The sequence below is a fragment of the Flaviaestuariibacter amylovorans genome (assembly GCF_039541815.1).
In the GTDB taxonomy this organism is placed as follows: domain Bacteria; phylum Bacteroidota; class Bacteroidia; order Chitinophagales; family Chitinophagaceae; genus Flavisolibacter; species Flavisolibacter amylovorans.
In genome coordinates this window covers 16,676-30,614 of record NZ_BAABGY010000004.1, presented here as the reverse complement: position 1 = coordinate 30,614, position 13,939 = coordinate 16,676, and the positions used below count along the sequence as shown (strand labels likewise).

Sequence of the window (13,939 nt, the reverse complement as noted above, 5' to 3'; positions counted from 1 at the left end):
TATCCGGTTTTCTACGGCCGGCTGCACCCCGTTGCTTTGTACCTGGGAAGCCAGACAACCCGTTCCGCCTCCCTTGTATAAACCCTGTTTATGGACCAGCAACCCCTCATTCGTACCACCGGGCTATCCTATCGTTACTCCCGCGATGTGCAAACCCTTTCGGGCATCAACCTGCACGTGGAGCGTGGCAGCATCTATGGCTTTCTCGGGCCCAACGGCTCGGGCAAAACAACGACGCTCTCGCTGCTGCTCGGGCTCCTGAACAACCAGGCAGGCGATATCGAGATCTTCGGACAACACCTGCACCGAAACCGCGAAGCCATTCTCGGGCGCATCGGCTCGCTCATCGAAACACCGTCGCTCTACGGCCACCTCACGGCCCGCGAGAATCTCGAGGTGTACCGCAGCACCTATGGTGCTTCCAAGGCGCGTATAGACGAGGTGCTCGACATCGTGGGGCTTGGCGACACCGGCAGGAAGGTGGCGAAGAAGTTCTCCCTCGGGATGAAGCAGCGCCTCGCCATCGCGCTGGCCCTGCTGCCCGCCCCGGAGCTCCTCATCCTCGACGAGCCCTCCAATGGCCTCGACCCGGCCGGTATCATCGAACTCCGGGCACTGGTTAAAAAGCTGAACCGCGAGCACGGCATGACCATCCTGATCTCGAGTCACCTGCTGGGCGAGATCGAGAAGATGGTGAGCCATGTGGGCATCATCTACAAAGGAAAAATGCAGTTCCAGGGAACGCTCGCCGGGCTGCACGGATTCCAGCGGCAGGGGGCGCGTCTCCACCTCCGTACGTCCGACAACGAGGCCGCGCGCCTGCTGCTCGGCGAATACGCGCCCCGGGTCGGCGCCGACGGCCTGCACGTCGCCTTCGAAAACAATGCACAGGTAGCCGCCATCAACCGGCGGCTTACCGGGCAGGGGATCGATGTGTTCCTGCTCCATCCTAAGGAAAGCGACCTCGAACAATTATTCATTGACCTTACAACCGCCCACGCATGAAACTGCTCACCGCGCTCCGCGCCGAAAGGCTCAAGTCGAAAAGAACCGCGTCGGTTTACCTGACGCTGATCGGATCCGCATTTGTTCCCTTCCTCTTCCTGCTCAACGTGCTCACCGGCGGCAGCGATCTGAAGGCCCTTGCCAAAGACCCGCTCAACAGCGCTTTCGAGCTCGGTGCCGAACGAACCGGGGTCCTGTTCTTTCCGCTGTTCGTGATCCTGGTGTGCACCCTGCTGCCGCAGATCGAGTACCGTAATAATACCTGGAAGCAGGTCTTCGCTTCTCCGCAGGCAAAGGCTAGCGTATTCCTTGCCAAGTTTCTCAACATCAACCGCCTGCTCCTGCTGTTCCTGCTGGCGCACCTGGTCTTTATGGCGGTGGCGGTGCTCGTGATGCACGTCGCGCGCCCCGACCTCCACCTGCTGGAGCAGCCGTTCGACTTCGGCCGGGTGGCGCTGCGCACCGGGAATATGTACGTGACGATGCTGGCCGTATGCGCTCTCCAGTTCTGGCTCGGGCTCCGGTTCCGCAATTTCGTGGTGCCTACGGCCGTCGGCTTCGTGCTCTGGGTCACCGGCATGATGATGGCCCTCGAGTTCCGGACGGCCCTGGTCGACTATTTCCCCTACTGCTTTCACCTGTTCCCGTTGAGCCCGCAGCTGCAGCCCCGGCTCCCGCAGGTAGCCTGGACCTCTGCCGGCTACACCTTCCTGTTCCTCGGCCTTGGCTTTCTCGACTTCCGGAGGAGGCGACTGACCTCAGCCTGAGGGTTCATCAAACCATTATCCACACGAACATCCCCAAACATGAAACAATCGACACTTTTGTTCTTCGCCTTGTTTTTCTCGCTGCTTACGTATGCCCAGCCCGATAACCGGGTAACCATCGGCACCATCGATACGCTGCAGTCGACCATCCTCCATGAGAAAAGAAAGCTCCTGGTCCATGTGCCCCAGAGCAGCGGCAGTGCTCTTTACGGGCAACAGAAATACCCGGTGCTGTACCTGCTCGACGGCGATGCACACTTCAATTCCGTGGTCGGTATGATGCAGCATTTGAGCCGGACGAACGGAAATACCCTATGCCCGGAAATGATCGTCGTCGGCATCGCGAACACCAACCGCACGCGCGACCTCACACCCACCAAAACCGGCGACGACCCGTTCCTGAAGCAGATTTCCGGCTCGGTGAATGCTGCCGTGAGCGGCGGGGGAGAAGCCTTCCTGTCGTTCATCGAAAAAGAGCTGATGCCCTATATCGACGCAAAGTATCCCACACAGCCCTACAAGATGCTGGTCGGTCACTCGTTCGGCGGCCTCACGGCGATGAACGTCCTCATCAACCATACGCGCCTCTTTAATACCTACGTTGCCATCGACCCGAGCCTGTGGTGGGACGACCTGAATTTCCTGAAGGCCACCGAAAAGGCACTGTCGGAAAAGTCGTTTGCGGGTGTCAACCTGTACCTGGCGATCGCCAATACGATGGATGAAGGCATGACTGTAAAGAAAGTGGTGAAAGATACCACGCTCCGTACCCGGGGCATGCGGGCGGCGCTGGGCCTGGACCGCTTCATCAGGTCGCGCAGGCCGGCCGGGCTCACGTACGCCGGTAATTATTACGACAACGACACCCACAACTCCGTTCCGCTGATCGCGCTGTACGATGCGTTCCGGACGATCTTCAAAGATTACCAGCTGCACGTGGAGAACCGGGATGTGCTCGACTCCACGGTTGACCTGTCGGCGAAGTTCCGGTTGCGGTACCAGAAAATATCGAAGCTGTATGGCTATGAAGTGAAACCGCCGGAAGCGGAGGTCAATACCTACGGCTACCGCTTTCTGCAGCGCAAACAGTTTGCGAAGGCGGAAGGGTTCTTCAAACTGAACCTGGAAAATTACCCCGGGAGCTTCAACGTGTACGACTCGTACGGTGATTTCTTCCTGGCCAAAGGCGACAAGGACAAAGCCGTTGCGCAGTTCGAAAAGGCGCTTTCGATCCGGGAAGACGCACGCACCCGGGAAAAGCTGGTCAAGCTAAAGCAATAGGGCTGTGCCACTTTTGCTTAGAGGCTGTTTGAATTAACATACTTCCCTGAAAGCTCTGGAAAGTCGGCCGCAAGCGGCCTTAGCACGCGACGGCGCAACGACGCAACGGCGCGACGATGAAATGCAACGAAAAATTTTCAGCACATTGCCGCTTCGCTGCGCCGCTTCTCGCCGCGCCGCCGCGTAAAACAGGCCGCTTGCGGCCGACTGCTGTCGCACTCCCGTAAAGCAAACAACGTAAACAGTTTCTAACAAAAAAAACACCCGTTCCAGCAATCGCCCTTGCCTGGCTGTTTCATCCCGGAAAGCAACCGCTCGCCACAAAGCACCTCTTTCCGCCGGCATACTGCCAATGATGCACGAACTTTAAAATATGAACTACAAGCTGCTCCTTCTCGTGTCCCTGTTTTCGACACCTGCCTTCCCCGTTTATGCGCAGAGCCAGCGCACCTCCGTTTCCACCAATAATGGAGAGACCCGGATCGTGATCGAAAACAAGAGTGAGGACCTCGAGCTTTCCTACAAAGGCGAGCTGACGTTCAACGAATCCGAGACCGCTGTAGCGGGGATCGCCCCGGGGAGCAAGCTGCGCTACCGCAATGGCGACAACAAGCTCACGATCACCGCCGACACCGATGGACGCCTTACGTATAGCTGCAATGGGGGCGAAGCTGCCGCGCAGCTGCCGGCACCCTGTGCCGGCATGGAGCGGGAGGTGGTGGCGCTTCTGGTACGTACGGGTGTAGGCGCTAAAGAGCGCACTGCCCGGATCTTCGCTCGTGGCGGCGCATCGGCGGTGCTAAAGGAGGTCGACCGGCTGCCAGGCGATTATGTGCGTAGCATCTACCTGAAGGCGCTGATGGAACAGCCCTCGCTTTCCGCCGCCGACTGGCAGTTGCTGGCGACGCGTATCCGGAGCATCGGGTCGGACTACGAGAAAGCCGGTCTCCTGCGCAGGCTCCTTGGCCGGTCGTCGTCGGCCGCGGCGGTGCTGCCGGCAGTCTTCGATGCCACCGCCTCCGTGGGTTCCGACTACGAGCGCGCAGGCGTCCTGAGCGCCGTGTTCGCGCAAAAGCTCGATGCTCGTAACTATACCCGCGCCACCGAGATCACGGCAACGATCCGGTCGGATTATGAGAAGGCACGCGTGTTGAAAGCCGCGGCCGCAGCGCCCGGAATTCAATTCGCACCGCTGCTGTCCGCCGCCGGCTCCATCAAGTCGGACTACGAGAAAGCCGGGGTATTGAAGGCGCTGTTGGGGCTTGCCGGTACTAGGGAAGAAGCCTGGACCGGGCTCTTCGGGGCCGCCAAAGGAATTCATTCGGATTATGAAAAAGCGAGCCTGCTGGTGCTGGCCGCAAAGAAGATGCCGCGCTCCGAAAAGCTGCTGGCCGAATACCGCAAGGCGGCAGCGAGCATCAGCTCGGAATACGAGCTCGGAAGGGTCACCAAGGCCATCGGTACGGAACTGTAAGGCGGCTATCGGGAGGCACGCACGGGCGGAGCCGTGTACGATCCGTATAAATACCGGGCCTGCCGGGCCGGGAGGCCCGTGGGACTTCATTTTGTCCGGTAACGGTATTGGGGGTTACTTTGCGGTCGGAACCGTAGCGCCCGCCGCTGCATTCGGGGCCAAACACCTGCTTTTATGAGACCCACCCTCCTCCGTGCTTCCCTCGCCTGGCTGCTGCTTTTCGTGTGTTGCATCAAGCTAAACGCGCAGCTCGTGGCCGACTTTTCATTGGATAAAACAGGTGGCTGCGCACCGCTTACCGTGCGGTTCCAGAATCTGTCTACCGGTGCTGGCCCCGGCGCCACCTATGCCTGGGACCTGGGAAACGGGAACAGCTCGGCGCTTCGCGATCCCGCGGCGATCTATAACAACGAGCAGGTGTACACGGTGACGCTTACCGTGCGCGACGGCGCCCAGACCGCTACGCGCTCGAAGACGGTTACCGTATACCGGACGCCCGTTCCTGATTTTTCGGTGCAGCGCCCCGTCCTGTGTATGCCCGAGGCCGCGCAATTCACGGTCTCCGGTACTGCCGGAGATGGTGTTATCAACAGCTACCAGTGGAACTTCGGCGACGGGTCGGTGCAGCAAGGCTTCGGCGCCTCCATGACGCATTTCTACTCTTCCCCGATCGAGCCGACCGTTTCCCTCACCACCACCAACAGCTTCGGGTGCGCCGGCACGGTCACCAAAACCAACTTCCTCGAGATCCTGCCGGCGATCAACGTCAGCTTCTCGGTCAACAAGACCCTACTCTGCAACACCGCCGATTCGTTTGTGCTGACGAACGCCAGCACCGGGCCGGGCACGCTTTCCTACTTGTGGGACTTCGGCGACGGCAGCACCTCCACGCAGGCCGCTCCCGTGAAGAAGTACAGCACACGAGGCCTGTACAACATCCGGCTGACGGTGAGCAACGAGCACGGCTGCTCGGTGACGGGCTTCAGCCAGCAGGTCAACGTCGGGTATTTCAACACGAACTTCACGTCGCAGGTGTATTGCCGCGAGGCGCAGTTCTTTCCTACGAGCTACCTGTCGCCTTCCTCCAGCTCCTGGGATTTCGGCAACGGCCAGACGGCGACGGGCACCTTCAACATCCGCCAACTGTACGCCACTGCCGGCACTTACGACGTGCGCCTGATCAATACCTACGGGGTTTGCCGCGATACGGTCATCAAGCCGGTTACGGTGGTGGAGAACCAAAGCTTCAACACGGCGATCACGCTTCCGGCTACGGCCTGTGCCGGCTCCAATGTGGTGATGACGGCTACGAGTACGCTCCAGCCCACCGCCACCTCCTGGGACTTCGGCGACGGCTCCACCTTTCAGAACTTCGGTAATTCGGCCAACAAGATCTACGCACTGCCCGGCACGTATACGGTGACGCTGCGCAACACCTTCGGCTCCTGCACGGAGACCGTTACGCGCAGCATCGTGGTGAACCCGGTGCCCGGCACCACCAGCTTCCTGATCGATTCCTTCGGGGTGTGCGGCGCCCCGGTCAACGTACGTTTCACCGATACTACAACGGGCGCCACCGCCTGGAACTGGCAGCAGGATTTCTTCGGCAATACCTTCTCCACCCAGCAAACGACGGTGCGTCCGTTCAACAACAACGGCTATTACTGGATCACGCTAACCGTGTCGAACGCATTCGGCTGCTCGGCCCGCGCCAGCCGGAGCCTGTCGATCTTCGCGCCGTCGGTGTCCATCGTGACGCGCAGCACCAGCAGCCCGCGCGGCTGGTACGATTGCGATTCGCTGCGCCTCCGGCTAGGTGTCAACGCAAACGTTACGATCGCGACCTACAACTGGGAGCTCGGGAACGGCGTGACGTCGGGCGCTGCCGAGCCGGAAGTGTTCTACGACCAGCCGGGTAGCTACCTCATCCGCCTCAATTATGTGACCGACCGGGGCTGCCAGGGAACGGCCACGTTCCTCGCGCGCGTGTATCCGAAGCCGAGGGCCGGGTTCGTGAACACGGCGCCCTGTGGCAATTCCCTCGCGCTGACCTTCACCGACACCAGCTTTTTCAGCGACCAGTGGCAGTGGACCTTCGGCAACAACCTGGGGTATGGCTATTCGTCGACCACCGGGTTTACCTTTCCGGACAACGGCCAGTACACGGTGCAGCTGATCACCCATATCGGGCGCTGCTCCGATACCGTTCGCCGGGTCGTCCCGGTCACCATTCTCCCGTCGTCGATCCAGATCACGCAGGTACAGAATACCTGTGCCGGCACCCGGGGCCTGGTGCAGTTCGACCAGCGCAGCCTTCGCGCCAACGGCGGTACCTGGGACTTTGGCGACGGTACTACGATTCCGTACGATTCGAGCCAACATGCCGTTACGCATACCTATACCTCGTCCGGAACGTACACGGTCCGTATTAATACAAGTTACAACGGTTGCCCGCTCACGGCGCAGGCGCCCCTGGTCCGGGTGCTGCTGAAGCAAACGCCCCAGCTCGTACTGTCGCCGCCCGTCATCTGCTCGGGCGGCTCCATGAGCTTCCAGGTCAATAACCTGGTGGCCAACCCATTCGCCTTCTCCACCACGCTCTGGGGGCAATACAATGTCAACAGCTTTATCCTCCCGTCAGGGCAATCGGCCGGGGCGCAGTTCTCGATGTCCGGCATCTTCAACCCGTCGGTATTCAACGGTACGGTGAGCGATTTCCCGCCCGGGGTGTACAACATCAGGGCGGTGCTGAATCCCTGGGGTACCGGGTGCTCGGATACCACCACGGCCGTCTCGATCCAGATCAACGGGCCCCAAGCGGGCTTCCGGGTGCTGAATAACGAAAGCTGCTTCAAGACGGCCTTCGTGTTCCAGGATACCTCGCGGGTGGCCACCAGCAGTACCATTCAAAGCTGGCGCTGGGATATGGGCGATGGCCAGCAATACACCAATGCCACCAATGCGCAGGTGCGGCATACCTACAACACGCCGGGTTTTTATACCGTGCGCCTTACGGTCACCGATGCCACGGGATGCAGCAGCACCGCCCTGCAGCCCGTGCAGGTGCGCGGGGTCAAGGCGGCCTTCAACCCCAACGGTATGTTCCTCCCGAACGTGCCCCTCAACTCGGCGATCTCCTTCTTCAACAACTCCATCAGCAATACCACCGGCAACCCGCTGTTCACCTGGCATTACGGCAACGGCATTACCAGCAACAACTACAGCGGGCAGTATACATATACGGTAGCCGATAATTATACGGTAATGCTGGTGGCCTCCGACGGCGCCGGTTGCCTCGACACGGCGAGGTACAACATCCGGGTGGCTGATTTCAATACGGCCTTCAGCTTCACGACGTCGTTCCTGGGTACCGGGAATTGCCTGCCGGCATTGGTGCGGATCAACAACCTGTCGGTCGGCTTCATCCGGCTCAACTGGGATTTCGGTGACGGCAGCACCAGCAGTCAAACCTACCCGTCGCATGTATATACCCAGCCGGGGACTTACCGCATCACCCTCAATACGTTTGGCTTCAACGGGCTCACCGGTACCTATGTGGATTCGGTTACGATCACACAGCCGTCGGTGCAGCTGACGGCCGACCGGCTGCAGGGCTGCGTGTCGCAGACCGTGAACCTTGCCGCAACGACGCAGCATGCCGTCCAGTACCAGTGGGATTTCGGCAACGGCGACGTGCGCCCGGGACCGCTCACGGAAACCTATGCCTACCCTTCGCCAGGTGTGTTCCGCCCGCAGATGATCGTGCGCGACGCCAACAACTGCCCGGCGTCGGGCATCCTCCCGCAACCCATCGTGATCGATAGCTTGTCCGTAGCGATCGGCGGCATCCCGCCCGTCGTGTGCGACTCGGTTCCCGTCAGCTTCCTGGCCGACGTATACAGCTTTGCCAGCACCGCCCTTGGCACGCCGCTCCGCTATAGCTGGAGCTTCGGCACCGGCATCGCGGCCGACACCGCGGCGCTCCAAAACCCGGTGTTCCGCTTTCCGCGTCCCGGCGTTTACACGGTGCGGCTCCGCGTCTTCTCTCAGTATGGCTGCGAAAAGGAGGCGGTCGCCCAGGTGTTCGTGCGCCAGTGGCCGCGGGTGAATCTTTCGGGACCGGCCGAAGCCTGTGTGCAGGCGCCCGTGCTGTTTGCCGCGTCGAGCCAGCCCGCCGATAGCCTGCAATGGAGCTGGTCGTTCGGGAACGGAAACAACGCCACCGTGGCCAACCCGCCGGCACAGGTGTACACAACAACAGGAACGTTCCCGGTGCTGCTGATCGGCAACCGGAACGGCTGCATCGATACCGTAGCACATTCCATCACGATCCACGGCCGCCCGATGATCAATGCGGCGCCGCGCCAGGCAGTGCTTTGCCGTGGCGATTCGGTGCTGCTGCAGGCCAATGGCGGCGTGCAGTACACCTGGTCGCCGGCAGCCGGCCTCAGCAACCCGGCCAGCAGCAGCCCCAACGCTTCGCCCGCGCAGAGCACCCTGTACCGGGTCACCGTGCTGTCCGATAAAGGCTGCTCCAGTACCGATTCCGTATTCATCCGCGTGGCCCAGCCCATTACGGTGCAGCTGCCGGCGAGCGCCGAGATGTGCGCGGGCGGATCGGTGCAGCTGTCGGCCTCCGGTGCCACGAGCTACCAGTGGATCGGTGCTACCGCGGGCCTGAGCAACGCAGCGATCCCGAATCCCGTTGCCGCGCCCGCTGCCACGGCAACGTATACGGTAGTGGGCCGCGACGCCGACAATTGCTTTACCGACACGGCCCGGGTGCAGGTGCTGGTGCGGCCGCTGCCCACCGTCAATGCCGGTCCCGACCTGCAGGCGCAGGGCGGTGTGCCCCTGCAGCTCACGGCCACCGGCAGCCCCGACGTCACCGGCTGGCGCTGGGAGCCGGCCAACCGCCTTTCCTGCGCCAACTGCCCGAACCCGGTCTTCAACCCCAACGCACCTACTACATTTATTGTGCAGGCGCGCAACCAGTACAACTGCGTCCGGTCGGATACGCTCCGCGTCAACATGCCCTGCGGACAGGAGTGGGTATTCGTGCCCAACACGTTCTCGCCCAACCGGGATGGCAAGAACGACGTGTTTTATATCAAGGGAAGCGGCGTCAGCAATATCCGGTACATGCGCATCTTCGACCGCAATGGCCAGCTCATTTTCGAGCGGAACAACATCGCCATCGACGATCGCTCCGCCGGCTGGGACGGCCGCTTCAAGAACGAGGTCGTCGGCACCGGGACCTATGTGTACGTGGCCCTGCTGGCCTGCGAGGAGGGCAATACCTTCCTGATGAAGGGAACGGTGACGGTGGTCCGGTGATTAGTGCGGGCGGCGATCCCCGTCAGGACTGCGCTTTTTTGACGATACCTGCGGGTAACAACCGGGGTGGCTATGCCACCCCGGTTTTCGTTCCGGCCTGCCAAAGGGTGGGGGCGTACGGAATAGATGGATCGGGTGTACCTTAACGGAAACGACTGGTATGAGACCGATCCTGCTGCTCCTCCTTTGCTTCAGTGCGTCGCTGGTGCGCGCGCAGTTGCTGATCCGCAATACGTCGATCATCGACGTGGAGCACAAGAAGATCCTTCCGCCGCAGGATGTGCTCGTGCAGAACGGCGTCATCGCGGCAATCGGCAAAAAGCTGCCGGCGCCCGCGGGCGTCGAGGTGATCGACGGGACCAGTAAATGGCTGATGCCGGGCCTCGTGGATGCGCACGTGCACTTCTTTCAAAGCGGGGGCATCTATGCCCGCCCGGATGCGGTGGACCTGCGCAAATACCGGTCGTACCAGCAGGAGGTCGACTGGGTGCACCGCAATATGGAGCGCTTCCTGCGGCGTTATACGCGCGCCGGCATCACTACCGTAGTGGACGTCGGTTCCACCTTGCCGTTCTTAAAGCAGCGCGACAGCTTTCGGAATAAGTGGTACGCCCCGGCCGTATTCATGACGGGGCCGCTACTCACCACCTGGATGCCCGATGCCTACCGGGGCCTGGGAGGAGAGGAGCCCTTTTTCGAAATGAAGACCACCGATGATGCGCGCCGCCTCGTGCGCCGCCAGCTGCCTTATAAGCCGGATTTTATCAAGATCTGGTACATCGTGATGGGTAGAAATACGGATAGCGCCGCCCGGGTGCACCTGCCGCTCGTGCAGGCGGTGATCGACGAGGCCCATAAGAATAACCTCCGCGTGGCCGTTCATGCCACCGAGCAGATCACCGCGCGCCTCGCCGTAGAATCGGGTGCCGACTTCCTCGTGCACGGTATCGAGGACGAGCCCGTGGACGCTTCCTTCGTACAGCTGCTCAAAGACAAGGGCGTGGTGCTCTCGCCCACGCTGGTCGTGTCGCAGGGGTACCGCGATGCGTTCGGCCAGACTTATCGCCTCTCTTCCGGGCACATACAGCATGCCCACCCGGCGCCCCTGAATTCCGTGCTCGATTTCAAGCACCTCACCGATACGGCGTTGCGCGAGCGGTACCGGGTCGGCGTTGCCCGCTCCAATGCCGCCGCACAAACCACGGATTCCCTCTTGCGCCGCAACCTGAAGCGGTTTGTCGACGCCGGCGTGCTGATCGCTACCGGCACCGACGCCGGCAACGTCGGTACGCAGCATGTGGCTTCCTACTACGACGAGCTGGAGGCGATGCGGCAAAGCGGGATGGATCTCTGGCAGCTCCTGCAGGCATCGACCATCAATGGCGCCCGCAGCGTGGGGAAAGGGGCGGAGTTCGGATCGGTAGCCGTAGGCAAAAGGGCCGACCTGCTCCTCCTCAGCCGCAACCCGCTGGACAGCCTCGGCGCCTGGAAACGAATCGACCTGGTGATCAACAGGGGTGGCACGATCCGGCCCGACTCGGCGCTTACACCGTCGCCGGAGGAGCTGGCCGACCAGCAGCTGCTTGCCTACAACGCGCACGATCTCGAAGCCTTCCTGGCGGCTTATGCCGACGATGTGGAGGTGTACCAGCTGAATTCGGGCAAGCTCCAGATGAAGGGCAAGGAGCAGATGCGGAAGGGGTATGCGTTTCTCACAAAGCCGGGTACGCTGCACTGCCGCCTTATGAACCGGATGGTGGAAGGCAATATGGTGGTGGACCACGAGGAGATCATCACCGACAAGGGAACCTTCTATGGCCTCGCGATCTACGAGATCAGGGGCGACAAGATCGCGAAGGTGTGGTTTCCGGATTAGGCTCCTGCCGCAGGTTGTGACCCTGCCCGAAGAGGCTCCTTAAATACTGACGGATCAAATTGGTAACGGTAAGGCGTACACCTAATCGGCGAAGCGCCGCTGGCTGAGTGAAGTCGTTAAGCCTGGTTGCGCGGTGGATGCCGATCCGCCCGCCTGGCCGGTTTCTTGTGGGCGTCTCCGGAAAAAAATCCGATCTTCGCCTCCTCGAACAACCGTTTTCAACATTGACGTATGTAATCGCCGCATCATAAGCTATGCCTTTCCAGCGCACGTTCTGTGCGCTGCAGCGATTCTTTTACCCCAACATTACGGACACCGGAACCGCTGGTGTCCCTCAACCGAAAACGGAATTTTATGTCATCCGAAAAATACGGGCGCACCTTTCATTATCCCTTCTCGCCGGGCACGAGCTCCGACGACCGGATCAATGATACATACTGGGAGGACCTGCGCCAGGTAGAGACCCTCGTACATACCGAAAAGCTCGACGGCGAAAACAACTGCCTGAGCCGCCATGGCGTTTTTGCCCGCAGCCACGCCGCGCCCACCACATCGCCCTGGACCGCCACCTTGCGTACATTCTGGGCGCAGGTGCGCCGCGAGCTGGGCGACCTCGAGATCTTTCTCGAAAACCTCTATGCCGTGCATTCCATCGAGTACCGGGCCTTGCCGCACCACTTCTTCGTGTTCGCGGTGCGCGAGCGGGGCCGCTGGCTGAGCTGGGAGGAGGTGGTCTTCTATGCCGGCCTCATCGATCTGCCTACAGTGCCGGTGATTGCTGCCGGACCCGTGCCGACCGACCGGCAAGCCTTTGAGTCCGGTATCGCGGCGCTGGTTCAGGGACCGGGCGCATTTGCCGCGCACGACGCCCGGAACGGCGCCCCCTGCACCATGGAAGGAATCGTGAGCCGCAATGCTGCGGGCTTCGAAGCCGCCGACTTCGGGCACAATGTTTTCAAATGGGTGCGCAGGGGACACGTAACCACAGGCGAACACTGGACACGCCATTGGAAGCGTGCCCGTTTAAAATGGGAAGGAGGTGCCGATGTGGACATTGACTGATAATAAAGACTGGGCAGCGGTACGCCGCAGCTTCAGCTGGGTGCGCGACATGGAAGGTGTGCCCCAGGATCCCGTGCATCATGCCGAGGGCGATGTAGCCGTGCATACCCGCCTCGTACTCGAAGCCCTCGAAACCTTGCCGGAGTACCGGCTGCTCGGTGCGCAGGAACGCGAGACCCTTTGGGCAGCGGCGTTGCTCCACGATGTGGAGAAGCGCTCCACCACGGTGATCGAGCCGGATGGCCGCGTCACTGCCCAAGGCCACGCCCGCAAGGGTGCGCTCACAGCGCGTTCGCTCCTCTACCTCGACCAACCGGCGCCCTTTGCCCTGCGCGAAGCGGTGGTGAACCTGGTGCGCTACCACGGGCTGCCGCTGTGGGCCATCGACAAGCCGGACCCGGCGAAGGCGGTCATCGGTGCCTGCCTCGTGGCCGATACCCGGCTGTTGTCGCTGCTCGCTCGCGCCGATGCGCTGGGGCGGCAGTGTGCAGACAGGGAAGACCTGCTCTATCGTATCGGGCTCTTCGATGCGCTTTGCCAGGAACACGACTGCTGGGGTAGGCCCTATGCGTTTGCCACGCCCCATGCACGCTTCCAGTACTTCCGCAAGGAAGAAGCGTACCCGGGGTTTGTGCCCTTCGACGAGTTCGGGTCTACGGTCGTATTGATGTCGGGCCTGCCCGGTGCGGGCAAGGACACGCACATTGCCCGGCATTACCGCGACTGGCCGGTCGTAAGCCTGGATGATATCCGGCGCGCGATGAAGGTGTCGCCCACCGACAAGACCGGAAACGGCCACGCCATTCAGGCGGCCAAGGAAGCGGCGCGCAGCTACCTGCGCGCCGGCCGGAATTTCGTGTGGAACGCCACCAATATCACCCGCAACCTGAGAGGGCAGCTGGTGGACCTTTGTGTGACCTATAAGGCGTATGTGCGGATCGATTACGTGGAAGTGCCTTACGTAGAACTACTGGCGCAGAACGCAGGGCGTGAAGCGGTGGTGCCCGCCGCGGCCATCGACCGGCTCGTGCAGCGCCTCGAGGTGCCCGCGCCGGAGGAAGCCCACGAAGTACACTACTTTGCACGCAACGCCTAGCATTTTGTTCGATGCAATTACACGCTACGCTCGCAATGACC

The 13,939-nt window shown here is 61.4% G+C and carries 8 protein-coding genes; all 8 read left to right on the top strand.

Annotated features, from left to right (window positions below):
- The first annotated feature begins 90 nt into the window (after positions 1–90).
- The 8 genes from ABD937_RS04890 (at position 91) to ABD937_RS04855 (ending at position 13,898) form a co-directional block, all read left to right on the top strand.
- Positions 91–1,005: an ATP-binding cassette domain-containing protein gene (locus tag ABD937_RS04890; RefSeq protein ID WP_345253847.1), complete on the top strand. Its 915-nt coding sequence runs from the start codon at positions 91–93 to the stop codon at positions 1,003–1,005.
- Positions 1,002–1,772 carry an ABC transporter permease gene (locus ABD937_RS04885; RefSeq protein ID WP_345253845.1) on the top strand — a complete coding sequence of 257 codons (771 nt, stop codon included), beginning with the start codon at positions 1,002–1,004 and terminating at the stop codon, positions 1,770–1,772. The genes ABD937_RS04890 and ABD937_RS04885 overlap by 4 nt, the downstream gene beginning before the upstream one ends.
- 39 nt (positions 1,773–1,811) lie before the next feature.
- Positions 1,812–3,053 carry an alpha/beta hydrolase-fold protein gene (locus tag ABD937_RS04880; RefSeq protein WP_345253844.1) on the top strand — a complete coding sequence of 414 codons (1,242 nt, stop codon included), beginning with the start codon at positions 1,812–1,814 and terminating at the stop codon, positions 3,051–3,053.
- A 373-nt stretch (positions 3,054–3,426) separates the two neighbouring features.
- Positions 3,427–4,527: a hypothetical protein gene (locus ABD937_RS04875; RefSeq protein WP_345253842.1), complete on the top strand. Its 1,101-nt coding sequence runs from the start codon at positions 3,427–3,429 to the stop codon at positions 4,525–4,527.
- Between the two features lie 174 nt (positions 4,528–4,701).
- Positions 4,702–9,864, top strand: coding sequence for a PKD domain-containing protein (locus ABD937_RS04870; protein WP_345253840.1), 5,163 nt, complete (start codon positions 4,702–4,704; stop codon positions 9,862–9,864).
- A 160-nt stretch (positions 9,865–10,024) separates the two neighbouring features.
- Complete coding sequence (locus ABD937_RS04865; RefSeq protein WP_345253839.1) at positions 10,025–11,740, top strand: amidohydrolase family protein; 1,716 nt, start codon at positions 10,025–10,027, stop codon at positions 11,738–11,740.
- A 354-nt stretch (positions 11,741–12,094) separates the two neighbouring features.
- A complete protein-coding gene (locus tag ABD937_RS04860) occupies positions 12,095–12,802 on the top strand; it encodes an RNA ligase family protein (protein WP_345253837.1) in 708 nt (235 codons plus the stop codon).
- Positions 12,786–13,898: an AAA family ATPase gene (locus ABD937_RS04855; protein WP_345253835.1), complete on the top strand. Its 1,113-nt coding sequence runs from the start codon at positions 12,786–12,788 to the stop codon at positions 13,896–13,898. Before ABD937_RS04860 ends, ABD937_RS04855 begins: the two co-directional genes overlap by 17 nt.
- Positions 13,899–13,939: the final 41 nt, after the last annotated feature.

Coding starts and splice junctions, on each gene's coding strand:
- ABD937_RS04885 (WP_345253845.1), top strand. CDS start 1,002: ATGAAACTGCTCACCGCGCTCCGCGCCGAAAGGCTCAAGTCGAAAAGA.
- ABD937_RS04875 (WP_345253842.1), top strand. CDS start 3,427: ATGAACTACAAGCTGCTCCTTCTCGTGTCCCTGTTTTCGACACCTGCC.
- ABD937_RS04855 (WP_345253835.1), top strand. CDS start 12,786: ATGTGGACATTGACTGATAATAAAGACTGGGCAGCGGTACGCCGCAGC.
- ABD937_RS04860 (WP_345253837.1), top strand. CDS start 12,095: ATGTCATCCGAAAAATACGGGCGCACCTTTCATTATCCCTTCTCGCCG.
- ABD937_RS04880 (WP_345253844.1), top strand. CDS start 1,812: ATGAAACAATCGACACTTTTGTTCTTCGCCTTGTTTTTCTCGCTGCTT.
- ABD937_RS04870 (WP_345253840.1), top strand. CDS start 4,702: ATGAGACCCACCCTCCTCCGTGCTTCCCTCGCCTGGCTGCTGCTTTTC.
- ABD937_RS04890 (WP_345253847.1), top strand. CDS start 91: ATGGACCAGCAACCCCTCATTCGTACCACCGGGCTATCCTATCGTTAC.
- ABD937_RS04865 (WP_345253839.1), top strand. CDS start 10,025: ATGAGACCGATCCTGCTGCTCCTCCTTTGCTTCAGTGCGTCGCTGGTG.